The organism is Moraxella sp. 179-F 1C4 NHS, assembly GCF_045370505.1.
GTDB lineage: Bacteria > Pseudomonadota > Gammaproteobacteria > Pseudomonadales > Moraxellaceae > Faucicola > Faucicola tetraodonis.
The window spans coordinates 63,650-88,474 of record NZ_JBIQEC010000003.1; the positions used below are offsets into that span (position 1 = coordinate 63,650).

General features: G+C 44.3%; 17 protein-coding genes, 1 other RNA gene and 2 pseudogenes. 12 read left to right on the plus strand and 8 right to left on the minus strand.

The features are described 5' to 3' along the window. Positions 1-256: 256 nt before the first annotated feature. Positions 257-1,273 (plus strand): alpha/beta hydrolase, encoded by a 1,017-nt coding sequence (locus ACH0AB_RS02150; protein WP_406876978.1) that lies wholly within the window; start codon positions 257-259, stop codon positions 1,271-1,273. Between the two features lie 807 nt (positions 1,274-2,080). Here the strand turns inward: ACH0AB_RS02150 and ACH0AB_RS02155 are convergent. Then, positions 2,081-3,658, minus strand: a pseudogene (locus ACH0AB_RS02155) (DEAD/DEAH box helicase); the annotation flags it as partial. Between the two features lie 527 nt (positions 3,659-4,185). Further along, an RNA gene (gene ffs, locus ACH0AB_RS02160) (signal recognition particle sRNA small type) lies at positions 4,186-4,282 on the minus strand. Between the two features lie 312 nt (positions 4,283-4,594). Between ffs and ACH0AB_RS02165 the strand changes: the two genes are divergently transcribed. Further along, positions 4,595-5,404: an SIMPL domain-containing protein gene (locus ACH0AB_RS02165; protein ID WP_406876979.1), complete on the plus strand. Its 810-nt coding sequence runs from the start codon at positions 4,595-4,597 to the stop codon at positions 5,402-5,404. Positions 5,405-5,477: 73 nt separating this feature from the next. Here the strand turns inward: ACH0AB_RS02165 and pal are convergent, their stop codons facing one another. Beyond that, positions 5,478-5,996, minus strand: a complete 519-nt coding sequence (gene pal, locus ACH0AB_RS02170) for a peptidoglycan-associated lipoprotein Pal (RefSeq protein ID WP_007115689.1) — start codon at positions 5,994-5,996, stop codon at positions 5,478-5,480. Positions 5,997-6,229: 233 nt separating this feature from the next. Beyond that, positions 6,230-6,817, minus strand: coding sequence for a DUF6231 family protein (locus ACH0AB_RS02175; RefSeq protein ID WP_406876980.1), 588 nt, complete (start codon positions 6,815-6,817; stop codon positions 6,230-6,232). Positions 6,818-7,033: 216 nt separating this feature from the next. On the opposite strand from ACH0AB_RS02175, the gene ilvD reads away from it, so the two are divergent. The 6 genes and pseudogenes from ilvD to ACH0AB_RS02205 all read left to right on the plus strand — a co-directional run bounded on the left by ilvD (position 7,034) and on the right by ACH0AB_RS02205 (position 15,664). Continuing rightward, complete coding sequence (ilvD, locus tag ACH0AB_RS02180) at positions 7,034-8,935, plus strand: dihydroxy-acid dehydratase (RefSeq protein ID WP_406876981.1); 1,902 nt, start codon at positions 7,034-7,036, stop codon at positions 8,933-8,935. 303 nt (positions 8,936-9,238) lie between these two features. After that, positions 9,239-11,911, plus strand: a complete 2,673-nt coding sequence (alaS, locus tag ACH0AB_RS02185) for an alanine--tRNA ligase (RefSeq protein ID WP_406876982.1) — start codon at positions 9,239-9,241, stop codon at positions 11,909-11,911. Positions 11,912-12,195: 284 nt separating this feature from the next. Beyond that, positions 12,196-12,987: a glutathione-dependent disulfide-bond oxidoreductase gene (yghU, locus tag ACH0AB_RS02190; protein ID WP_406876984.1), complete on the plus strand. Its 792-nt coding sequence runs from the start codon at positions 12,196-12,198 to the stop codon at positions 12,985-12,987. A gap of 227 nt (positions 12,988-13,214) precedes the next feature. Next, entirely contained in the window at positions 13,215-14,498 is a 1,284-nt protein-coding gene (locus ACH0AB_RS02195) for an aspartate kinase (protein WP_007115684.1), read from the plus strand. 318 nt (positions 14,499-14,816) lie between these two features. Then, a pseudogene (gene csrA / locus ACH0AB_RS02200) lies at positions 14,817-15,020 on the plus strand (carbon storage regulator CsrA); the annotation flags it as partial. Positions 15,021-15,289: 269 nt separating this feature from the next. Beyond that, positions 15,290-15,664 (plus strand): HopJ type III effector protein, encoded by a 375-nt coding sequence (locus tag ACH0AB_RS02205; RefSeq protein WP_406876985.1) that lies wholly within the window; start codon positions 15,290-15,292, stop codon positions 15,662-15,664. Between the two features lie 162 nt (positions 15,665-15,826). Here ACH0AB_RS02205 and tadA read toward each other — a convergent pair whose 3' ends face one another. The 3 genes from tadA to ACH0AB_RS02220 all read right to left on the minus strand — a co-directional run bounded on the left by tadA (position 15,827) and on the right by ACH0AB_RS02220 (position 17,715). Then, positions 15,827-16,375 (minus strand): tRNA adenosine(34) deaminase TadA, encoded by a 549-nt coding sequence (tadA, locus tag ACH0AB_RS02210; RefSeq protein WP_406876986.1) that lies wholly within the window; start codon positions 16,373-16,375, stop codon positions 15,827-15,829. 16 nt (positions 16,376-16,391) lie between these two features. Beyond that, positions 16,392-17,108: a uracil-DNA glycosylase gene (gene ung / locus ACH0AB_RS02215; protein ID WP_406876987.1), complete on the minus strand. Its 717-nt coding sequence runs from the start codon at positions 17,106-17,108 to the stop codon at positions 16,392-16,394. 118 nt (positions 17,109-17,226) lie between these two features. After that, positions 17,227-17,715 carry a MaoC/PaaZ C-terminal domain-containing protein gene (locus tag ACH0AB_RS02220; protein ID WP_219299275.1) on the minus strand — a complete coding sequence of 163 codons (489 nt, stop codon included), beginning with the start codon at positions 17,713-17,715 and terminating at the stop codon, positions 17,227-17,229. Between the two features lie 526 nt (positions 17,716-18,241). Here ACH0AB_RS02220 and nrdA point away from each other — a divergent pair. Continuing rightward, complete coding sequence (gene nrdA / locus ACH0AB_RS02225; protein ID WP_406876988.1) at positions 18,242-20,530, plus strand: class 1a ribonucleoside-diphosphate reductase subunit alpha; 2,289 nt, start codon at positions 18,242-18,244, stop codon at positions 20,528-20,530. A 197-nt stretch (positions 20,531-20,727) separates the two neighbouring features. After that, positions 20,728-20,904: a hypothetical protein gene (locus tag ACH0AB_RS02230; RefSeq protein ID WP_219299277.1), complete on the plus strand. Its 177-nt coding sequence runs from the start codon at positions 20,728-20,730 to the stop codon at positions 20,902-20,904. Here the strand turns inward: ACH0AB_RS02230 and ACH0AB_RS02235 are convergent. Beyond that, a complete protein-coding gene (locus ACH0AB_RS02235; RefSeq protein ID WP_406876989.1) occupies positions 20,901-22,664 on the minus strand; it encodes a mechanosensitive ion channel family protein in 1,764 nt (587 codons plus the stop codon). The two genes, ACH0AB_RS02230 and ACH0AB_RS02235, sit on opposite strands and share 4 nt — an antisense overlap. 216 nt (positions 22,665-22,880) lie before the next feature. On the opposite strand from ACH0AB_RS02235, the gene ACH0AB_RS02240 reads away from it, so the two are divergent. Together ACH0AB_RS02240 and ACH0AB_RS02245 are read left to right on the plus strand one after the other, a co-directional pair. Next, complete coding sequence (locus tag ACH0AB_RS02240) at positions 22,881-23,318, plus strand: HIT domain-containing protein (RefSeq protein ID WP_036601311.1); 438 nt, start codon at positions 22,881-22,883, stop codon at positions 23,316-23,318. A gap of 39 nt (positions 23,319-23,357) precedes the next feature. Next, entirely contained in the window at positions 23,358-24,710 is a 1,353-nt protein-coding gene (locus tag ACH0AB_RS02245; protein WP_406876990.1) for an adenylate/guanylate cyclase domain-containing protein, read from the plus strand. The last annotated feature ends 115 nt before the right edge of the window (positions 24,711-24,825 follow it).

Below are 24,825 nucleotides of genomic sequence, written 5' to 3' on the forward strand. Positions count from 1 at the left end.
TACTAGCACTAAAGCGCGGTATTTATTGTTAAAAGAAGTTTAACCCTAAGCCGTACTTTGCAAGCCCTTCACGTTAATTAAAGGTATTTAAAGGCCTTCAATGACAAATTTGGCGTCCTAGCGTGTAATATTTTTAACCCATGGCTGTTTGTCAAAACATCAGTATTTTTCAAAACATGACTATCCAGCCATGACAAAACTGCAGTAATATTTAGCACATTGTGGAAGTTAACCTTAAAATCAATAGGATTGAATTATGCCGGAGAATTTAAAACAGCCAATGCCCGCTGCCATGCAAGCGTATTTGACACAGCTGCATCAAGTGATTGTTCCGTATCTGTTAGCGCAAGGCGTTCAGCCCAATGCCATCAACGCACGTGAGGCGTTAGCCAATTTGACAACCGCATTTGTCACTGACGCACCCAACATGGCAAAAATCATCGATACGGTGCTGGTGACGCCAAGCAATTTTCGTGGTTATAACGTATCACTTAGGCTATTTGTACCGAGCAACTGCCCCCTGCCAAATGAACAAGCAGCGGCTGACGTGCCGGTAATGGTGTATTTTCATGGTGGTGGTGGCATGGCAGGGAGCGTCACCGTGTATGATAAACTCTATAAAAAATTGGCCGAAGCGACAGGCTGTGCGGTGGTAGCGCCCGAATATCGCCTGGCACCAGAAAACCGCTACCCTGCGGCGATTGATGATGCCCACGCGATTTTAACGTATTTAACAGCGACCCTACAGCAAGTCGGTTATGCCTGTAACGGCAAGCTTATCATAGCAGGTGATAGCGGTGGCGGTGCGATTACTGCCAGCTTGGTGCAAGATTGGCTTGCCAACCGTGTGAGCACAGACTTAGCTATCACCCATCAAATTTTGATTTATGCCAGTCTAGATTACACCATGTCACAGCCCTCGATTGAGGAAAATGGCACGGGTTATTTACTGGAATCCAGCAAAATCCGCTGGTATTTTGACAATTATTTTTCAGCGTATGATGACCGTGAGCTGAGCTCACCGTTTTGGACCGATATGGCTACCCTACTACATCATTCGCCGTATCAAGCCCCAAAGACACTGCACCTAACGGCTGGTTATTGTCCGCTGCGTGATGAAGATATCGGCTATCATGAGGTATTACAAGCCGCAGGGGCGCCATCCCAACTCGTCCATTTTGCCGATATGCCGCACGCGTTCTTAAACATGGAAAATCTGTGCCCTGAGCAATGCAAACAACTGTATCAAACCGTTGGCGAATTTTGCCAATAACACAACGCCCCACAAAAACTACACAGCCGGATAAAATTTGCCCAGTCTGATGACAAGCCAAAATAAGCTACCCAAAAAAAAGCACCCAATTCGGTGCTTTTTTTTACTGATCATAGCTTATAGCGGTTTGCCTGTGCTATTGCGACGGCTACGTTTTGGGGCATCCCAACCATCTTGTTTGCCAGCAGGTTTAGCTGATGGCTTGCTTGATGAGGCGTAACGGTCAGACGATGACTTAAATCCTTCCGATCTTGACGATTTACCAGCAAATGGTTTATCTGATTTTTTGAAACCCTCAGATTTAAACCCGTTTGAGCGTGAATCACCCGCACGTTGACCCTCTTTTGCCGGATACGGTCTGTCGCTACGTTTTTTAAGCGGTTGACCAAAGGTTTCTTCTACGATTGGACGTGGCTTGCGAGCGCGGTCATCACCACGAAACTCGCTAGAGCGGTCGGTCTTTTTGGCAAAAGGTTTGTCACCAAACCGGTCATTTTTTTCAAAGCGGTTAGGACGCTCGCCATGACGCTCACTGCTGTTACGGTCAGTGTTGTAACGTGGCTTATCACCTTGATAGCCTTTAAAGCCATCTTTGTTAAAGCTACGGTTATCATCGCGGCGACGATCTGCATACTCACCTTGGCGAGGCTCACGATTACCTTGGCGTGAATCACGGTCAAAATTTGGTTTGTCCGATGATTTAGCGGCGCGGTGAAAATCGCCCTGACTATTGCCATGACGGTTATCTGAATCACGATGACGACGCGGCGCACTCGCATCATCACGCCCAAAACGACTATCGCTGTTGCCTTGGTGACCTTTGTCAAAACGCTCGCGTTTTTCAAAACGTGCCGAACTATCGTTGCTCGCTGATTTGCCATAGCGTTCTTGGTTGTCAAAACGTGGCTTGTCCGCAAAACGACGCTCGCTCGAAGGTCTATCGCTTGAACCAGCAAAACGTTGTGAGCGACCGCCACGGCTATCACTGCCGCTGCGACCACGACCGCGACCATCACGACCATTAGGCTTACCACGACCTTCAAATTTTTCCACAAAACGCGGTTCTAAACCTTCAACTTGCGCTTCATTGATATCACGTTTTAGGTAACGGGCAATATTGCCAAATTGACGACGGTCATCGCGGCTACATAGGTTGATAGCAATACCAGTACGACCAGCACGACCTGAGCGACCGATACGATGCACATAGTCTTCCACTTGGCGCGGTAAATCATAGTTAAATACATGGGTAATATTAGGTAAATCAAGACCACGTGCTGCCACGTCTGTTGCTACCACGATGTCAAATTTGCCACTGCGTAAATCTGAAACGATACGATTACGCTTGCTTTGTGGCAAGTCACCATGCAGATAACAGGCTTTGTGTTCCCATTGTTGTAGGCGCTCAGCGACTTCTTCACTGCTGCGTTTGGTCGCGGTAAAGATAATCGCTTGACCACGCTCTGGGTCACAGATCAGCTGCTCTAATAATTTATTTTTGTGGTCAAAGTTGTCACAGAAGTACACTTTTTCATCGATGTGTGCGGTTTCAACTTTGATGTTGATACGCTCTGGGTCTTTGGTAAAGCTTTCAGCGATTTTACCGACTGGACCATCCCATGTCGCAGATGACATGATGGTTTGGCGATGCGCGGGTGTGGCTTCCAAAATCGCATTGATATCATCGGCAAAACCCATGTCTAGCATACGGTCTGCTTCATCAAGTACCAACATAGTCAAATCAGAGAGATTTACACGCTGGGCATTGATATGATCTAGCAAACGACCCGGCGTCGCCACGATGATTTGCACGCCTTTTTTTAGCGCGCGAATTTGACCACTGTATGCCGCACCACCCACAAGTGGCACACTGTACAAATCTTTCATGGCTGAGCCATAACGACGGATACTGTCTTGAACTTGGTTGGCAAGCTCACGCGTCGGTGTCAAAATCAAAGCTTGTACCACTTTTGGCTGTTGGCGACCACGTTTGCCACTTGCGGTCTTTTCTGCCGCTTTTTCTTTGGCTTGTAGTTCACTTAATTGATGCAAAATTGGTAATACAAACGCGGCAGTTTTACCACTACCTGTTTGTGCGGATAATAGCAAATCACGACCCGCTAATGCAGCAGGAATCGCGCGCGCTTGGATAGGCGTTGGTGTGGTATAACCCGTTGCGACAATACTTTTTAGTAATGAACCTGAAAGACCCAGTGCGGTAAAACCATTTTCGCTAGGGTTAGCATCGTCAGACGTTGGCGCAGTTGCTTCTGAATCATCAACTAGGGTCTTGTCAGTAGGCTGATTGCTGTTGGCTTGGCTGTGGTTAAAAAAATTATCGATTGAGTTATCAGCAAAATCTGTGGTTGAATTAAAATCAGTCATGTAAGTCCTTAAAAAATAAGTTAATCAAGGTGTCGGTGGTAACCTTGATTGAAAACACGCAACAAGCAAAAGCCCTCAAGCTGACTGCACTTTCAAAATGGATAAGCAAAATGAATAGGCAAAATTATCAGCTATCATTAATCACAAATATCGTGTTAATCGCTTTAAAGCATTGTAATCGTGTCTGTAAGACTTATTTTCGCTATAAAAATAGCGACAAAACCTACTGTCAGACTTATCAAAACTTTTGAAACAGTAAAACCATCAAAAAGTTCGTATCGCGGCATTCACAAGAATGCTTAAAAAAATACAATGCTAAATATTAGGTTATCATCGGAAGATTATCAGCGCTTACAATGGCGCGCATGATATATAGGCAGATGGATAAGCTAGATTAATTGGAAAATTGACGTTGCTCTTAGCGTTTAGGTAGCGTATATGAGTCATTATTGGTCAGTTTTCTTTCGCAATTAAAAAACTTACCAAGTGAAATAGGCATCAAAAACACCTACTTAAAAAAGTGATAACCCCACTAGCACATCTTCGGCACACTGACTGGCTGCTACCGTTGCTACCTTCCGGTCCTGGCGGGGTTCACAGCAGCTAGTTGCGAAGCTACCAATGGGGTTACCGAAGCGGTATTCTAGAGAATTTGGCGTCCAAATGCAAACTATTTTTATCATATACGCCAAATTTTTGTATTTATTTCACTTTTTCACACGCTAAACCATCAGCAAGCAACATTTGGGTAAATTTTTGTCGAATTTCTTACCCTTTTTCTACAATTCTTGCGCTACAAATGTTACAAAATATTTTATAATGCCCATTTAACAACATATTTAATAAGCTAAATAGCAGTTTAATCAGCAAAAAATTCATGCCAACCTATATAAAGAACCACTAGAAAAAACTAGGAAAAAAACAATAGGAAACATTATGACACATTTAAGCACCACGACTAATAACCATCCCAATCATAAAGTGCATGCCAATCATACAATGACCAAAGGTATTGCAGCCAGCTTGCTTGCTATGGCGATGCTATTACCTTTTACCAGTGTTTCAGCCGCTACCTACCCTGTGAATCCATCCCCTGCGAACTCATCCATGACCCATACTTTAAACTACGGCTTGCTTAACTTTGCTGCCTCAGCGAGTAAAAAAGTCAGCAATGACCAAATCAATGCTACCCTTAGCAAAACTGTGCAAAACAAATCAAGCAGTGAGGTGGCTAATCAAATCGCTACCACGTTGAACCAAGCGGTTGCGATTGCCAAAAAATACCCACAAGTGCAAGTCAGTACGGGCAACCAAACCACCTATCCACAATATGATAAAAACCAAAAAATCATTGGTTGGACGGGGACTGCAAGCTTGAATTTAAAAAGCACCGACACAGTCGCCGCTAGCAAATTGATTGCCGAATTGCAAAGTTTTATGACCCTTGATGGATTAGACTTTAGCGTGTCTGATGCCGCGCGCAAAGCCACCGAGCAAGAATTGATGATGGAAGCTTCCAAAAACTTCCAGCGCCAAGCGCAAACGCTAATGCCTGTGTGGGGCGCAAAAGGCTATCAATTAGTTTCGTTGGAGTTTAGTCAAGGGGGCGATTATCGTGCACCGCGTGCGTATGGCAGTGTAATGATGCTAGAAGCCGCCAGTGCTAAAGTCGCTGACCAAAACTTCCAAGCGGGCGATAGCACCATTACGGTCACTGCCAACGGTACCGTACAACTGGTAAAATAAGCTGCTATTAACCACAAAAAAACCTGTTGAATCAACAGGTTTTTTTGTTTGTCTTTTACTCACTAAGAAATACTTAGTAAGAAATTTCTGCACGGCGGTTTTTTGCCCATGCTGATTCGTCATGACCGGGATCAGCAGGTTGGTCTTCACCATAGCTGATGGCTTCCATACGTGAAGCTGATACCCCTGACGTAGCTAAATAGGCCTGTGCGGCTTGGGCACGGCGCTCACCCAATGCCAGATTATATTCACGGCTACCACGCTCATCGGTGTGACCAGCAATGGCGACACGGGCACTTGGGTTGGCTTGTAAGAATTGCGCTTGTTGATTTAACACAGCTTGACCTTGAGCGTCGATTTCACTGCTATCAAAGCCGAAATACACGGTATTTGGGTTAGCACCCGCGGCAGTGATGACTGACGTCGAGTTTGTTACCACAGCGCCACCGTTATAGTAGCCTACACCACCGGGAACGCCCATCGGCGCAACCACCACTTCAGACGTGCCAGTACGTTTGGCAGAACACCCTGTTAAGGCGATGGTTGCCATCATCGCAGCAGCGCTTACTACTTTTAGTATCGTTAATTTCATAGTCTTTCCTCAAAAATTATTATTTAACGCGTTTACCTATTTTGTTACTTTTCGATAGAGTAAATCAATCTCGCGCTTTTTGTAAACAGTATTACTGTAAATTTAGCCAACTTTTCCTCGAAATTCTCAAAGTAGTTTAATTTTTGGATTAAACGAATAGCTGAAGAAATCACCTTTTATAAGATAAGATTAGTGGTAACAAAACAAGTTGTCTAAAGTTGTGTCTACAACCGCTACCAACGAAATTTATTCCATAATTCAGGGTTTGCCCAAAACTTGCTATTAAACCAATCTGGCAAATGTTTATAGTCAAACAGATTAAATTGCCATACTTGGTAGCTGGTTGCATGGTGATCTTGGTCATTTTCCACAATCGGCTGCTCATGTAATCGGCTAAAGCCAAAGCTCGCCACATCCACACCTGTTGCTGGCTGGGATAAGTCTTGCACCACCAAACAATGCTTGGCAAACAAATCGCGACAGCGCTGAATGATTTGGGTATCAATAGCGCTATCGTTTGATAATATTATCACTGCCAAGTCATAGCGCTTGGCAAACCGATGTGCGATAAACGCTTGATAATCAAACGCTTCCCAACTCACGGCTTGACCAATAGCTTCATCAATGGCTTGAATTTGGCTAAAAACCGACTGCGTGTCATCACCAATAATCAGCCCAGTGAACGGCTGATTTTTTAATGCGGCATTTTTATCTTTGCTTAAATCGTGTTTGCTTGAATCATTTTTGCTTAGGCTATCTTTACTTAAAAATGCCAGACTTTGCCGGATGACATCGGTAATGCTTAAGGTGGGATTGGTCAAAATAAAATCCTTTTGATGAGTTTTTATTAGATACTGTTGAGAGATACGGTTGAATGATAGCCGTGATATAGCAATGATAAGGGTGGCTAATATGCCATTCTTTAAAACCAATTATAACTATCTATCATGAGCCATGACTAGCCCTTTTGGTCGAGACAGAGTACACTAAGTGCTAAATTTATCACTTGTATTGACTGTTAGAAATAAGGAACAACCATGCCACAATATCGCTCAAAAACCTCCACGTCTGGCCGCAATATGGCGGGTGCACGCGCACTTTGGCGTGCAACCGGTATGACAGATGAGGACTTTAACAAACCGATTATCGCGATTGCCAACTCGTTTACCCAGTTTGTACCCGGTCACGTACACCTAAAAGACTTGGGTCAGCTGGTTGCCCGCGAGATTGAAGCAGCAGGTGGTGTTGCCAAAGAATTTAACACCATTGCGGTGGATGATGGTATCGCCATGGGTCACTTGGGTATGCTCTATAGCTTGCCAAGCCGTGATTTAATCGCCGATAGCGTGGAGTATATGGTCAATGCCCACTGCGCCGATGCGCTGGTTTGTATCTCCAACTGCGATAAAATCACCCCTGGTATGCTGATGGCAGCGATGCGCCTTAATATCCCAACGATTTTTGTGTCGGGCGGTCCAATGGAAGCGGGCAAAGTATTGGCATCTACGTTGGGCGATGGACATACCACCCATGAAACCGTGATGAATGAATTGGGTGAAAAAATTCGCAAACTTGACCTAGTCGACGCCATGATTGATGCAGCAGATGACTTGATTAGTGACGAAGATGTGGCACAAACTGAGCGCTCGGCTTGCCCAACTTGTGGTTCATGCTCAGGTATGTTCACTGCCAACTCGATGAACTGTTTGACCGAAGCGTTAGGCTTATCCCTGCCTGGCAATGGCTCGTTACTTGCCACTCACGCCAAACGTAAAGATTTATTCTTAGAAGCAGGTCGCCGTATCGTAACACTTGCCAAACGTTATTATGAGCAAGATGACGCCAGCGTATTGCCACGCTCAATTGCGACCAAAGCGGCATTTGAAAACGCCATGAGCCTTGATATCGCCATGGGTGGCTCAACCAACACGATTCTACATTTGCTTGCCGCTGCCCATGAAGCCCAAGTAGATTTTAAAATGGCGGATATTGACCGTCTAAGTCGCCGTGTGCCTTGTCTATCAAAAGTTGCCCCGGCGACGCAAAAATACCATATGGAAGACGTGCACCGCGCTGGCGGGGTAATAGCAATTTTAGCCGAGCTTGATCGCGCAAACCTGCTGCAAACCGATGTCCCCACCGTTCATAGTACTTCACTCAAAGCGGCGCTGAGCCAATGGGATATCATGAATCCTGATAATACCGAGGCACGTGAGCGTTATATTGCAGCCCCAGGTGGGGTACGCACCACGCAAGCCTTTAGCCAAAACAATGCGTGGTCAAATCTTGATGTCAACCGCGAATCTGGCTGTATCCGCAGCAAAGAATTTGCCTACTCACAAGACGGCGGTTTGGCAGTATTATTTGGTAATATCGCTGAACGTGGCTGTGTGGTCAAAACAGCGGGCGTGGATGACAGCATCCTAAAATTTACCGGTCGTGCCCGTGTTTTTGAGAGCCAAGATGACGCCGTCGCAGCGATTTTGGCAGACCAAATTGTCGCCGGTGATGTCGTTGTGATTCGCTATGAAGGTCCGAAAGGCGGTCCTGGTATGCAAGAGATGTTGTATCCGACGTCTTACCTAAAATCAAAAGGTCTAGGTAAAGCCTGTGCGCTACTTACCGATGGTCGTTTCTCAGGGGGTACGTCGGGTTTATCCATCGGTCACGTCAGCCCAGAAGCCGCTGAAGGCGGTACCATCGGTTTGGTCAATGAAGGCGATACCATCGAGATTGATATCCCTAATCGCTCGATTCATTTGGCGGTTGATTTTGCCGAACTTGAAAAACGCCGAGAAGCGATGGTGAGCCGTGGCAACCAAGCTTGGAAACCTGTGAATCGTGAGCGCCAAGTGTCAGCCGCCTTGCGGGCGTATGCAGCGATGACAACCAGCGCGGATACCGGCGCAGTGCGTGATGTCAGTCAAGTAGAGCGGTAATTTTTACTTCCAACTACATTGCTATAAAAAAATTGGCAAAAAAGAATTATCAAAAAAGATCGATGGTACTTATCGGTCTTTTTTTTAGCCCCATGAAAAACGTTGCAAACCTCATACTTTTGCCCAAGGTTCTAGATTCAATGTGCATTTTATAAAAAGTATGGCTGTTAAAAGGTGCGGTTTATAAAAGGTGCTATCTATAAAAGCATTATCCACATCGAATGAATTCTGCTAAAATACAATGTTTACATTTTTTTGATAATATATGCCAAATTTAATTTTGAAATATCTTAAGGAGCCGCTGTGAGCCGTCCGTTTTCTTCAGCCGATATACGTCAAGCTTTTATCAATTATTTTGCCGAAAATGGTCATACCCCAGTGGCATCATCGAGCCTAGTCCCACACAATGACCCTACCCTGCTATTCACCAATGCCGGTATGAACCAATTTAAAGATGTGTTCTTAGGGATAGACAAACGCGATTATAAACGTGCGGTATCGTCGCAAAAATGTGTGCGCGCAGGCGGTAAACACAATGACCTTGATAATGTCGGCTATACCGCGCGTCACCATACATTTTTTGAGATGCTCGGTAATTTTTCGTTTGGCGATTATTTTAAACAACAAGCCATCCCATTTTGTTGGGAGTTTTTGACATCGGATAAATGGCTTGGTCTGCCAAAAGACAAGCTGTATGTCACCGTGTATCACACCGATGATGAAGCCTTTGATATTTGGCATAATGTGGTAGGCTTGCCTGCCGAGCGTATCATCCGTATTGGGGATAATAAAGGCGGTCAATACCAATCGGATAACTTTTGGGCAATGGGTGACACAGGTCCTTGTGGTCCTTGTACCGAAGTATTTTATGACCACGGCGAGCATATTTGGGGCGGTCTGCCAGGTACACCTGAAGAAGACGGCGACCGTTTTGTCGAGATTTGGAACAATGTCTTTATGCAGTTTAACCGCCAAAAAGACGGCACACTTGAAAAACTGCCTGCGCCAAGTGTCGATACGGGAATGGGTTTAGAGCGTATTAGTGCCATCATGCAAGGCGTGCATAGCAACTATGAAATCGATATGTTTACCCATCTCATGCAGCACGCGGCGCAAGTGATCGGCTTGCCAAACGATATCGACTTACAGTCTGAGCCATCACTCAAAGTGCTTGCCGACCATATCCGCTCGGTTTCCTTCTTAATTGCAGATGGCGTACTGCCAAGCAATGAAGGCCGTGGTTATGTGCTGCGTCGTATCATCCGCCGCGCGGTTCGTCATGGCAATAAATTAGGCGCTAATGACAACTTCTTTTATAAGCTCGTCGCGCCACTTGCCCAAATCATGGGCGACGCCTACCCACAGCTTCGGGAACAGCAAGCCAACATTGAGCAAGCCATCTTAAAAGAAGAAGAGCAATTTGCCAAAACCCTATCACAAGGTCTTAAACTGCTATCCCAAGAATTAGATAACTTAAAATCTGGCGATACGTTGTCGGGTGCAACCGTGTTTAAATTGTACGACACGTATGGTTTCCCTGCCGATTTGACGGCCGATATCGTGCGCGAACGCGACATCAGCATTGATGAAGCCGGTTTTGAGCAAGGCATGGCGCAGCAACGCGCCCGCGCCCGTGAAGCGGGTAAATTTGGCGTTGATTACAACCAATTGATTCAAGTCGACAGTGCCACTGAATTTTTGGGGTATGACAAAGCAGAACACAGCAGCACTATCACCCATTTATACCTTGAGGGCAAATCTGCTGAACAATTGCAGGAAGGCGATGAAGGGGTCATTGTATTATCGGCAACGCCTTTTTATGCTGAAGGCGGTGGTCAAGCGGGTGAATTGGGTGACATCCAAACCGAAACCGGTGTATTTGAAGTTCAAGACACCAAAAAATCTGGTCAAGCCATCATTCATTATGGCGTGGTCAAAATGGGCAGTATCCGCCAGGGTCAGTCAAGCGAAGCACGCGTTGCAAGCCAAGTACGCGCCATGAGTGCCAAAAACCACTCCGCCACTCACCTACTGCACGCCGCCCTTCGTGAGCATCTGGGTACAGGCGTCACCCAAAAAGGGTCATTGGTCAATAGTGAGGTGTTGCGTTTTGACTTCTCGTATGACAAAGCCTTGACTGAGCAAGACATTATCACCATTGAAAACATCGTTAACCAACAAATCCTTGCCAACCAACCTGCCACTGTAGAAATGCTCAGCATGACGCAAGCGCAAGACAAAGGCGCGATGGCACTGTTTGGTGAAAAATATGGTGACACGGTTCGCGTATTGTCGATGGGTACGATAGATAAAGACGGCAAGCCTTTCTCCATCGAACTATGTGGTGGTCTGCATGTACAACGCACGGGTGATATCGGCTTATTCAAAATCGTCAGTGAGCAAGGTATCGCGGCAGGCATTCGCCGTATCGAAGCGGTGACAGGCATGGGTGCAGTCAACTATGTGCAGCAAGGTGAAAAACAGCTCAATCAACTTGCCAGTCAACTCAAAGCGAAGCGCGACGAAATCGCCGACCGTGTCAATCAAATGACCGACAAAACACGCGACCTTGAAAAACAGCTTGAGCGTTTGCAGCAAAAATTGGCCAGCAGCCAAGCCAAAGACTTAATCAACAACGTGCAAGATATCAATGGACAAAAAGTGCTGATTGCAAGTTTACAAGGCATGGATGGTAAAGCATTACGCACGATTGCCGATGACATGAAGTCAAAATTGCATGATGGCATCGTGGTGCTCGCGGGCGTGGCTGACGATAAAATTGCGCTGACTGCCAGTGTCGGCAAAGACTTAACCAGCAAAATCAAAGCGGGCGATATCATCAAACACTTAAGCGAGCAACTTGGCGGTAAAGGGGGCGGTAAACCTGACTTTGCCCAAGGCGGCGCAACTGATGTGGCAGGATTGCCAACTGTATTAGATGCGCTACCAAATTGGTTGGCTGAGCGACTTGCCTAATTAAAACTATCCCTAAAAAAACGCCGAATGACTTATTCGGCTTTTTTTTATGGGGTTATTTTTTTATGCGGCTATATAAAGCGTTAGTTTAATTAGGCTTAATCAAAGCGCCATTTACTTTAGCCAAACATTCGGTATCATAAAGCTTAAAGCACATTGTGTATAATCGTTCCTATAATCGCATCTATAGTCGTGTCTATAATCACATCTAACATCCTATTAACCAAAAAAGCTTTAAAACACACTTATAGCTTTAAAATACTCATAATCAATAAGGAAACATCATGGACAATCATTATCAGCCCCCAAAAATTTGGACAAACGATAGCCAAAACGGTGGCAAATTTGCCAGTACCAACCGCCCTACCGCAGGAGCAACCCACGAGCAACACTTACCGATTGGTAACAACCCTTTGCAGCTTTACAGCTTAAATACCCCAAATGGCATCAAAATCAATATCTTACTTGAAGAGTTGGCAGAGCTCGGTATTGAAGGCGCCCAGTATGATGCCTTCAAAATTGACATCATGAATGGCGATCAATTTGGCTCAGATTTTGTTGACATCAATCCCAATTCTAAAATCCCTGCACTGGTGGATAACAGCGTTAATCCACCGATTAAACTGTTTGAATCAGGCGCTATCTTGCTATACCTTGCCGAAAAATTTGGGCAGTTTATCCCAGCAGACACCGCCAAACGTGCCGAATGTTTGTCATGGTTGTTTTGGCAAATGGGCGCTGCACCGTATGTCGGTGGCGGCTTTGGACATTTTTATGCATATGCCCCAGAGAAGTTTGAATACGCCATCAATCGCTTTACCATGGAAACCAAACGCCAATTGGATTTACTCGATCAACATTTAGCGACTCACACGTTTATGGTAGGTAATGACTACAGTATCGCGGATATCGCGATTTGGGCATGGTATGGTCAGTTGGCACTGGGCAAATTGTATAACGCTGGCGAGTTTTTACAAGTGCAAGACTACACCCATCTACAACGCTGGGCAAAAAACCTGCATGACCGCCCTGCCGTGCAACGCGCTTTAACCCTACCCCTACAACCGATTGCCTAAACTGATAACTTTTGGTTCACATTACCCATCCAATTTTCAGCCAGTCATTTGGGGATTTTTGGCAATTTTGCCTTGCCCCAAAATTGGGAAATATGGTATAAAGTACCGTTTAATTTACGTTTCGTGACATTGTAAACAATCTGCTAAGCAATCCATTAGGACTTGGTATGGCAAGTCTTGGATAGCGATGGCAAACAATGTGCGCGATATTATAGGGTGTATTGACAATGGCTTTAATCGTACAAAAATACGGTGGTACGTCGATGGGTAGTGTCGAACGTATCAAAAATGTGGCACAGCGCGTCAAACGTTGGCATGACAATGGTCATCAGGTGGTGGTTGTCGTCTCTGCCATGAGTGGCGAGACCAATCGCTTGATTGATTTGGCACGTCAAATCAGTAAAGAGCCAAACGCTCGCGAATACGACCAAATGGTGTCAACCGGTGAGCAAGTCTCGATTTCTTTACTTGCTATGGCATTAAATGAAATCGGTGTGAGCGCCAAGTCAATGACGGGTGGACAAGTGGCGATTCGTACCGATGACAGTCATACTAAAGCCCGTATTCAACATATCGATGATAGTCAGCTTCGCGCCGCACTCGATGCTGGTATGGTAGTTGTAGTGGCGGGTTTCCAAGGGGTGGATGAAAAAGGTGACATCAACACCTTAGGTCGGGGTGGCTCGGACACCACAGGCGTTGCACTGGCTGCTGCCCTATCTGCCGATGAATGTCAAATCTATACCGATGTCGACGGCGTGTATACTACTGACCCACGGGTGACACCAAAAGCCAAAAAATTATCAAAAATCACCTTTGAAGAAATGCTAGAAATGGCAAGCCTTGGCTCAAAAGTATTGCAAATTCGCTCGGTTGAATTTGCCGGAAAATACCAAGTACCACTGCGTGTTTTATCCAGTTTTGATGAAAACGCCGATGGTAAATTCGATGATGATTTTAAAAAGAATGTAGGTACATTAATTACCACCGATGAGGGAGACAGCATGGAACAACCAATTATTTCGGGCATCGCCTTTAACCGTGACGAAGCTAAAGTATCTATCTTAGCAGTGCCTGATCGTCCTGGTATTGCGTCATCGATTTTAAGCCCAATCAGTGCTGCCAATATCGAAATCGATATGATTATCCAAAACATCGCAGAAAACGGTTTGACTGACTTTACTTTTACCGTTAACCGTGGTGACTTTGATAAAACCCTAGCGATTTTGGGTGACAATCTTGCGGAGATTGGTGGCAAAGAAATCGTGAGCAACAACAATGTGGTTAAAGTATCACTGGTGGGCGTTGGGATGCGTTCACATGCGGGCGTGGCAAGCAAAATGTTTGAAACACTGGCAGAAAACAACATCAATATCCAAATGATTTCTACCAGCGAAATCAAAATCTCGGTACTGATTCAAGAAGAACAACTGGAAAAAGCGGTTAAAGCGTTACATACCGCTTTTGGTCTTGACCGTGAAGACGGTGAAAGCAAGGTTGCTGGATTATAATAAATTTGTAATTCTCCACAAAAACAAGGTTAATATCCGCGTTTTGCGGGTGTTAACCTTTTTTTTACTTCCGCATTTCGTTTATAATGGCATTTCGTTTATTGGGCACAAACGCAACTGACCCCTCAATGCCTATTTTGACTGTTGGCAAATAGCCGCCAAGCATGATGAGTTGGCTTAAATTATGCCCTTGCAGTCTGTCTTTAACGTATCATTGGGCAATGATACATGATAATATATTTGACGAATTTAGCTAATTTATCGTTGAATCATCATAGGACATTGATGGTACGTGTTGCGACATAAGGAGTGTGACGCATGTTAATTTTGACTCGCCGTGTTGGCGAAACGTTAATGATAGGTGACGAAGTGAGTGTCACCGTACTGGGTGTAAAAGGTAACCAAGTCAGACTGGGCGTCAATGCGCCAAAAGACATTGCTGTACACCGTGAAGAGATTTATCAAAGAATTTTGCATGAACGAACTGGGCATGAACGAACTGGGCATGAACGCATGGGTTATGATAATCACCCAGTCGATTTTGCCGCCCATGATAGAATGGGTCAAGACCGTAGTGGTTTTGGGGCAGCCAGTCATGAGGCCTTTCCCCAAGAGCGCAGTAAACCCTCTCAACCGCGCAATAGCGGTCAGCAAATGCGTCATTTAGAAAACCGTGTGGAAAACCGCGGTTTTGGTCAGACCAACAATAATTTTAACCCAGCTTTTGATCCGTTTGAGGACGATTATTTTAATCGTTAATGACGGCCGCTATTTTGACTTTTGGAGTAACTATGAGCGCTATTGATAAGCTAGAACTATCAAAACTATTAGCTAAATTAGAAAACAAATCGCTAGATTTTGCTTCCGTGCTAGCTATCATCGATAGTTACTATGACTATCGCCCAACTGAGTTTGTCAATGGCGAAGTGCACAATGCGGCGGGTGACAATGAAGGCAGTGCGAAAGTATTCGGCTTTGCGATACTCAACCATTTGACCCAACAAGATACGCTAAAACTGTTTGCTGAGCACTATGACAGTGTTAAAGCAGAACCAAAAGGTACAAACCATGCCAATATCCGTAACTTTAGCTTTTTTGGCTGGCAAGGCTTTTTGATGCAGCGTAACTGTTTAACGCCAAAAGCATTAACACCAAAAGCGTCATGACATTCTCTAACATGCTTTAGTCTAAAAATCTAACTGTTTTTTGCGTCAAACAAGGCAGCCGATGGGTTGCCTTTTTTTATCCAAAATTTTTGATTTTAAAGAATAGTTTTGATTTTAAAGAATGGCTTTTATTTTAAAGAATGGTTTTGAGAGACTCATTGGTTATTGGTTTGCCCTTAACTGCTCGCGCATTAGTTTTTTTTGCTCACGACGATGGCGAAAAAAATCCTGCAACAAAGCGCGACTTTGCTCTGCCATTAGCCCCTGTTCTACTTTCAAACAATGATTATAAAACGTCACTTGGCTAAAATCCTGCTGGCTGACAATCATGCCTGCTTTCGGCTCTGTCGCTGCAAACACCAAGCGCGACACTCTGGCGTGAATAATCGCTCCTAGGCACATGGTGCAAGGCTCAAGCGTGACAAACAGTTCACAATCCGCTGGCAGGCGGTAATTATCAAAATATTGACATGCTCGCCTTATTGCCACTATTTCGGCGTGGGCCGTGGCGTCATGGCTTAAAATCGGTTGATTGTAGCCTTTGGCGATGATGGTGCCTTGATGCACAATCACGGCACCCACTGGCACTTCCCCCAGCTGTCCGCCCTCGGCTGCAACGTCAAGCGCCGCTTGCATAAAGGCATAATCGGTGTCACAAAAGTCGCTGTCACAAAAGCCTGTTTTACAACAGTTATCCTCACTTGCACTCATTATGATACCACCCAAACTACTGTGGCAACTGCCAATCTATCGGGCTTTTGCCATGCGCTATCAGATAATCATTGGCTTTGGAAAAAGGACGCGTGCCAAAAAAACCACCCCGATTGGCACCAAGCGGTGATGGATGCGTGCCTGTAATGATTAAATGCTTAGATGTATCGATAAAACGGCCTTTTTTCTGCGCGTAACTCCCCCATAGGATAAAGACACAGTGCTCGCAGTACTGATTGACAGCCTCAATCACCGCATCAGTGAACGTTTCCCAGCCAATACGTTGATGGCTGCCGGCCTGGCCTGCTTCTACCGATAGCATACTGTTGAGTAGCAGCACCCCTTGGGTTGCCCAATGGGTCAAATCGCCATGTTTTGACGGGGCGATACCCAAATCGGTGGCGAGCTCTCGTAAAATATTTTGTAGACTCGGCGGTTTGGGAATGGCTTTGGGCACGGAAAAGGATAACCCCATCGCTTGTCCCGCGCCATGGTACGGGTCTTGACCCAAAATCACTACTTTAACCTGCAACAAAGGCGTCAAATTAAACGCATTGAACATCTGACTACCGGAAGGATAAATCACTTTTTTCGCATGATATTGATCTCGCAAAAACTGGCGAATCTTATCCATATTGCTGCTGGTTAATTCTGTCGCCAAGGCGTGCTTCCAATCATCCGGCATTTTGACATTGGCTAAAATTTGTTGTTGTTCAGGCGTTAATGTTTTCATGGTTTATCTGCTATCAAAAAATTATAAAAAAAGCCAAAAAATTTCTTGGCTTTATTGTAGCAAATAATTGTCGTCAATAACTGCAACTCTTTGATGCTGTCTATTTTATACCCACTAATTACTCTGAAAAAGTTTGACGCAGGGTAAAATCGTCTAATTTGACCGCTTCACGGCTGGTTTTTTCAGTGGGGGGAATTACTTGCGCTTCACCTGTCACTACTGCTTTACCCTCTTGATTGGTCACTTGGCAATCTAACACCACCCATTTTTTGCTATCGTCTTTACTTTTCACGGTCAAGGTTGCGGTTAAGGTATCATCGATATGCACAGGACGACGAAACGACAAACTTTGGTTCAGATAAATTGTCCCCAAGCCTGGAAATTTGGTACCAATCAAGGCTGATAATAGACCTGCTGTCCACATACCATGCGCAATCACGCCTTTAAACTGGCTTTGCTCGGCATACTCATTATCGAGATGCGCAGGGTTATAGTCATGGGTAACAAGCGCAAATGCTTTAACATCATCTGCGGTCACTTGGCGGGTCATACTGGCAGTTTGCCCGATAGTTAATTCCTCATAGGTAAAATTACTAAAAGTTGTCATTATCCGTCCTTTTGTTGTTGTTGATTAATTTCATAAAAAACCACGATTGCAAAATCGTTTTGATGGTTTGACTATAGCATAAATTTTTCAAATTTTTATGACAATGACTACGCATTCATCAAGCCATCTGATTTTAATAATTACAAATTTTTTATCTTTTTGCTTGACTTGATGAACTGCTAATAAAATCAAGCGTCTAGCATTTTTGCAGAAAAATAGGCAAAAAATTGAAAAAAATACAAGCTAGAATTACAAATTTTTTTACGCTATATTGTGCGAAATAACAAAACAACCCCTAGATATAGTAGTTTTTTGCAAAACCTTGCAATAATACGGCAATGACTTTGCGATGCTAGATAAGTGATGTGGCCTCGGCTCAAAAGCGGTCGTTAAAAGCGGCACACACACTCACTATACTTTCGGTTAGCTGTTTTACTTGGCATTTTTATCTCATCACCTCTCACTCAGCGCCTTTTTAATACATACAGATATGACGTTGATAAACAGGTAAAAAAAGGAACGTATTATGACTCGTACTGAAGATATCCTCGTGCAAAAACGCGATGGGCGTTTGGAAAAAATTGATTTGGATAAGATTCACCGAGTCATCGAGTGGGCAGCAGAAGGGCTCGATAATGTGTCTGTTTCGCAAGTAGAAATCAGCTCACATATCCAGTTTTATGACAAAATCACCACCAAAAGCATCCATGAAACCATCATTAAATCAGCCGCGGATTTGATTTCTGCAGCAACGCCTGATTATCAGTATTTGGCAGCGCGATTGGCAATTTTTCATTTACGCAAAATCGCATTTGGTCAGTTTGAGCCGCCGCATTTGTTTGACCATGTCACCAAACTGACCCAAGAAGGTCGTTACGATGCGCATATTTTGCAAGACTTTAGCAAAGAAGAATTTGACATACTCAATGACTATATTGACCACAACCGTGATTTGAGCTTTGCGTATGCCGCCGTCAAACAAATGGAAGGCAAATACTTGGTGCAAGACCGCGTCAGCAAACAAGTCTTTGAAAGCCCACAATTTTTGTATATGCTCGTTGGTATGTGTCTGTTTGCTAGCTACGACAAACAATATGACAAGGCCGCGCGATTAGATTATATCAAGCGCTTTTATGACACCACGTCTACTTTTAAAATCTCACTGCCAACGCCAATCATGTCGGGCGTGCGTACCCCATCGCGTCAGTTTAGCTCATGCGTACTTATTGAATGTGATGATAGCTTAGACAGTATCAACGCCACCACCAGTGCCATCGTGCGTTACGTGTCACAGCGTGCCGGTATTGGTGTCAATGCGGGTCGTATTCGCGCATTAGGTAGCCCAATTCGTGGCGGTGAAGCGCAGCACACCGGCTGTATTCCTTTTTACAAACTATTCCAAACTGCCGTTAAATGCTGCTCACAAGGCGGTGTGCGCGGTGGTGCAGCGACCTTGTTCTACCCGATTTGGCATTTGGAAGTGGAAAATCTGCTGGTGCTCAAAAACAACCGCGGCGTGGAAGACAACCGTGTTCGCCACATGGATTATGGCGTACAAATCAATAAAACCATCTATCAACGTTTGATTAAAAATCAAAATGTGACCCTGTTTTCACCATCGGATGTGCCAGGTTTGTACGATGCTTTTTTTGCCGATCAAGCCAAGTTTGAACGTTTGTATGAGCAATATGAGCAAGATGAATCCATTCGCAAACGCAGTGTGCCGGCGCAAGAGTTGTTTAGCTTGATGATGCAAGAGCGTGCTAGCACGGGTCGTATCTATGTGCAAAACGTTGACCATTGTAACACCCACAGTCCGTTTGACCCAAGTGTTGCGCCAATTCGCCAATCCAACCTATGTATGGAAATTGCGCTACCGACCCAACCGCTTGACAACATCAATGATGAAAGCGGTGAAATCGCCCTTTGTACGTTATCAGGCATTAACTTGGGTGAAATCAACCAATTAGAAGACATCAAAGAGCCAGCGGAACTGATCGTGCGTGCGCTAGATGCCTTGCTTGACTACCAAGACTATCCTGTCATCGCTGCTAAAAATGGCTCTATGAAACGTCGCACGCTGGGTATTGGTGTCATCAACTACGCCTATTATCTTGCCAAAAATGGTACCAAATATTCAGATCCTTCGGCGCTCGGTTTAACCCATCGCACTTTTGAAGCCTTACAGTATTATTTGTTGGTGGCGTCAAATAAACTGGCTAAAGAGCAAGGCGCGTGTCCTGCATTTGGCGATACCACGTATTCACAAGGTATTTTACCGATTGATACGTATAAAGCAGATATTGATGCGATTTGTAATGAGCCGCTTCAACTCGACTGGGAAGCACTGCGTCACGATATCAAAACCTACGGTCTTCGCAACTCAACCTTGACCGCCTTGATGCCATCAGAAACCTCTAGCCAGATTGCTAACGCAACTAATGGCATTGAGCCACCTCGCGGTCTGGTATCTGTCAAAGCATCAAAAGACGGTATTTTAAAACAAGTGGTGCCTGAGATTGATAAGCTCAAAGATCAATACGAGCTATTATGGCAAATGCCAAATAACAAGGGTTATTTGAGTCTTGTGGCGATTATGCAAAAATTTATTGACCAAAGTATCTCAGCCAATACCAACTACGACCCAACCAAGTTTGAAGATAGCCGTGTACCGATGAAGGTGATGATTCAAGACTTGTTGATGGCATATAAATTGGGCGTTAAGACGCTGTACTATCATAACACCCGTGATGGCGCAAATGATGCCCAAGACGACCTTGAAAATGGCTGTGCTGGCGGCGCTTGTACTTTATAAGAGAGTATTTAGGGATAATACTGATGGATTATCCCTAGTTTTTTATTCAGTGATTTATGTTCAGTAAATACAAATAAAAATGGCACAACCCATTAAATTGATTACTTAAATTATTTTGACGTAATATCTAGGTTTTTATTATTAAAAGCCTAGAAATTTTCATTGCATGGATTTTTATTACATAGGATGTTTCAAACTTGAAAAACCCGTTGATTGTTTATGCCATTTTAGTGATGAACCTTACCTCGTGTGCTTCTTTGCCGCAAACATATGACAGTCCAATTCCTGTCTATGTTGACTTGGGTGATGCCATACCTGCCACCACCCTGCCCAATTCAAATTCAAAAGCCAATACCAAAACTATGAGTCACTAAGGCTTGGTATCAGTCTTGTCCGATTGTGCCAGTTTTTCTGACCCCGCCACTTTATCTTTCACAGGTACAGTATTAGCAAAATTTGAATAGGTAACATCAATCGGTTTGCCCATCATCACACGGCTGGTCGGTAACGCATTTTTGAGCCCCACTTCTTTCATCATCTCCGCGATTTTTAAAATCATATCGGTTTGTTTTTGATTAAAATCCATCGCGCCTTTCACATTAAGATAGCATCGCACTTCAATAAGATACGCGTCTTGCTGAGTGCCAGAGATACGCACTTGATTCCACACACTGTTGGTGTCAGGATGATTGGTGATATAAATTTGCGTCTGCTCGATAAATTCCTTGATCTCACTGATTTCGCTATCGCGCGAGATATAGAACACTTGCGAAAAATGAAACATGTCGCGCTGCGAGACATTTTCAATGCTCATCGATGAGAAGTTACCATTCGGAATCGTTACTACCGTGCGATCCGTGGTGCGCAGACGGGTGGAGCGGATACCGATGTCTTCAACTGTACCTTCTTGCGTGCCAAAGCGGCAATAGTCGCCCACATTCACAGGCTGGTCAGCAACGACCGATACGCTGCCCACCAAGTTTTCAATCGTTTTTTGTGCACCCAAGGCCAACGCCACACCACCAATCCCCAATGCGGCAATACCTGTGGTTAAGTCGTAGCCTAGATTACCCAAAATCACAATGGTCGCAATCGCAATCAAAATCAATTTTACCACTTTTCGCAGCAGATTTAGGACAGATAGCCGCTCTGGATGATGATTATTGCTGGCATAGTTTTCTGCACGTTTAAAAATCAAATCCAAAATACGTAAAATCAACCATACCATGGATACCCAAGATAAAATATCGGCAAGGTTGGACGCCATATTGCGCACAACCAAATTAATACCCACTACAATCATGGCTTCTTTGATAATCAGCGCCGTCAGCACCATTGCGGCAGGTACGACCACGCGCCCATCAATCGGAAATTGCTTTTCTTTATCTGGGTGGGTCGCTAGATAAATTCGCGTGATAATCATATATAAGATTTGGCTAATCAATAGACAGGCGAGATAAGTCGCTATCATGAGCGCAATCACTGCCGCAATGTGTCCAAGACTATAGCCTTTAATATCTTTCTCAATCCATTGTTTGGGAATGTACTTTTCTACCAGTGTCGGCTGGGTAACGAGTGATAACGACGCAACTTCTTGCAAGGTTTGTTGTGAAATCAGCCAAATATAGGTGCCGTTAGATTGTTTGACACGCTGCATTAAGATATCGATACTCTTTTTGTCAGCGGTGGGATTGTTGATCTCCCCTACCTTATCGAGATTGGGCGCTAGTTTGTCATCGAGATTGCCGGTAGGGTCATTGCTAATTTGTAGCTGCTCGTTGATACGTCCGCCGCTATCGAGTGCCGATTTTAAAGATTCCAGCGTGCCACTGGGGTCTTTGGTATAGCTTAAATCCACATAACGGCTCGCGAGCATCCAATCACTTTTTGCCAAGGCTTGAATAAAGCCTTGCACGCTACCACGCGGGGTGTCACGCCCAAAGGTGTCTTGTGGGGTTGCCGTACCGCTGGCGCTACTGGCTGATTTGCTGCTATCAGCCGCCCATACAGCGGTCGGTTTGACACTGGTGATAACCATGAGTAAAGCAAACAATGCCATCATAAAACAACGGCGGTATAAAGATGGTGCATCAGCATGACGCTGACATTGGTTAAGAGACTTTAACAACTGCATAAACTTCCCAAAATTTGTAAAACGCTCAGACATAATTAGGCTAATAGTTAGTCTAGATGATAACGGCCTTGCTTTATGCTTTAAGAAATCTTAAATTGCAATGCGCTTATTCTGAATAAAGTATTTCGTCTTGTAGGTATAACTGCTAAAATACGCGAATTATTTGATTTTATCAGTTTTAAATTCCAAAAACACTTTTAAATGCATTGAGTTATTATGTTTAATTTACATCCACAACTAGCAAAAGATACTTTTTTGGTGGGCGAATTTCCGTTATCTACTTGCCGCTTGATGAACGACTGTCAATTTCCTTGGTTGATTTTAATTCCGCGTGTCCCAGGTATCAAAGAATTATATGAACTATCCGCCAGTGACCAAGCCCAGTTTTTACGTGAATCTAGCTGGCTATCCAGTCAGCTTGCCAAAACTTTTCAAGCCGACAAAATGAACATCGCCGCGCTTGGCAACCAAGTGCCGCAATTGCATTTTCATCATATCGTGCGCTACCAAAATGACATTGCTTGGCCCAATCCCGTATGGGGTAATCCAGCCATCCCCTATACCCCTGAAGTTCTCAGCCATATGCAGCAGACACTGATGATGGCACTGCGGGGTCATCGTGATATGCCATTTGATTGGCAAATGAACGTCTAAAAAAAATTTTACCACGAGGCACGAGGTAGACAAACTAAATTGCGTGAATCCATTCAAGGTCTTTCGACCAATCTAAAAAGTCCGAAATTCATTGAGTTGGTGGCATTTTTTGTTGTATTGCTTACCTTAACCTCTCTTGACGTACCGCCCATTTATCATATGCTCAGTATTTTGCTGTTGGTAGTAGGCGTTATCGTCACCACTTTGAGTGTTATCCGGCCCCATCACTACATTACTTCGGCCAGTGTATTAACCCTGATGGCGTTGGCAACGGGTATGTTGCAGTTTAACTATATCCCAAGCCTTGCGTTATGGTTGTTGATTTTGATTCGCTTGATTTTTTCAGATACCAAATACACCGTTTCGTTGGTATTATTAACCGTAGCAGTAGGTCTACTTAGTCTGATATTCGCGCATTTTTTATTACCCGCCATTAGTTTGACCGCCAAGCAAGAAGACATTTTAAATTTCGCCATTGTATTTACCGATATCTTGACTGTTGGTTATCATATTTGGTCCATGGTAGTTCGCTTACGCCAAAAAAATCAAATGCTTGCGCAGCAGCAGGCACGGATTGATACCTTAATCAAGGTAACCAATAAATTAACCCGTTTTTTGCCGCCCCAGATTTGGCAGCCCATTGTCAAAAATAACACCAAGGTTGAAGTCATTAATCAACGTCGCAAGCTAACTATTTTGTTTTCCGACATTGTTGGCTTTACCGATTTGTCGGATCATATTAGCTCCGACCATTTAGCCAATATTTTAAACACTTATCTTGACCGTATGACCCAAGTGAGCCAAAAATATGGGGCGACCCTCGATAAGTTTTTGGGAGATGGGTTATTGTGCTATTTTGGTGATATGGGTGGTAATGACCGTGATAACGCGATTGCTTGTGCCAGTATGGCCATTGAGATGCGCCGTGAAATGGAAGTGCTGCGCCACCAATGGCGATTACTCGGTTTTGAAGGGCTGCATGTACGTATGGGTATCAATACAGGGTATTGTTATGTCGGTAATTTTGGCAGCCGCAATCGTATGACCTATACCGTGGTTGGAAAAGAGGCCAATTTTGCCTTTCGCCTTGAAACTGCCGCGCAAAACAATCAAATTTTGATCAGCGAAAGCACGTTTAATTTAATTGGTCATGTCCATCATTGCCAAGCCGTGGGGCAACTTAAGTTTAAGGGCTTTCAAGATGCCATGAATGTGTGGGAATTGCTCGAACCCAACAGCGAATCTATAGAGCAAACCGATTGGGTGGACTTTAGCTTGCCTGGGTTTAATTTGCATTTAAATTTTCATGATATTCGTAATTATGATAAAAATGATATTACTAACCAGCTAAAATCTGCATTGGCGCTTGTTGAAGAAAAGCACAAACAATGATGTTGACGGTTTTGGCTTACCCATTTTTTAACTCAGCTATACTCTTAGCTTAGCTATGTTCAACCATTTACAGATACTAAAAAAGCCAGGCACTAAAAAAGCCGAAGCATCCAGC

Coding starts and splice junctions, on each gene's coding strand:
- tadA (WP_406876986.1), bottom strand. CDS start 16,375: ATGAGTGCAAGTGAGGATAACTGTTGTAAAACAGGCTTTTGTGACAGC.
- ACH0AB_RS02220 (WP_219299275.1), bottom strand. CDS start 17,715: ATGACAACTTTTAGTAATTTTACCTATGAGGAATTAACTATCGGGCAA.
- ACH0AB_RS02240 (WP_036601311.1), top strand. CDS start 22,881: ATGTTTAATTTACATCCACAACTAGCAAAAGATACTTTTTTGGTGGGC.
- ACH0AB_RS02165 (WP_406876979.1), top strand. CDS start 4,595: ATGACACATTTAAGCACCACGACTAATAACCATCCCAATCATAAAGTG.
- pal (WP_007115689.1), bottom strand. CDS start 5,996: ATGAAATTAACGATACTAAAAGTAGTAAGCGCTGCTGCGATGATGGCA.
- yghU (WP_406876984.1), top strand. CDS start 12,196: ATGGACAATCATTATCAGCCCCCAAAAATTTGGACAAACGATAGCCAA.
- nrdA (WP_406876988.1), top strand. CDS start 18,242: ATGACTCGTACTGAAGATATCCTCGTGCAAAAACGCGATGGGCGTTTG.
- ACH0AB_RS02195 (WP_007115684.1), top strand. CDS start 13,215: ATGGCTTTAATCGTACAAAAATACGGTGGTACGTCGATGGGTAGTGTC.
- ung (WP_406876987.1), bottom strand. CDS start 17,108: ATGAAAACATTAACGCCTGAACAACAACAAATTTTAGCCAATGTCAAA.
- ACH0AB_RS02235 (WP_406876989.1), bottom strand. CDS start 22,664: ATGCAGTTGTTAAAGTCTCTTAACCAATGTCAGCGTCATGCTGATGCA.
- ilvD (WP_406876981.1), top strand. CDS start 7,034: ATGCCACAATATCGCTCAAAAACCTCCACGTCTGGCCGCAATATGGCG.
- ACH0AB_RS02205 (WP_406876985.1), top strand. CDS start 15,290: ATGAGCGCTATTGATAAGCTAGAACTATCAAAACTATTAGCTAAATTA.
- ACH0AB_RS02150 (WP_406876978.1), top strand. CDS start 257: ATGCCGGAGAATTTAAAACAGCCAATGCCCGCTGCCATGCAAGCGTAT.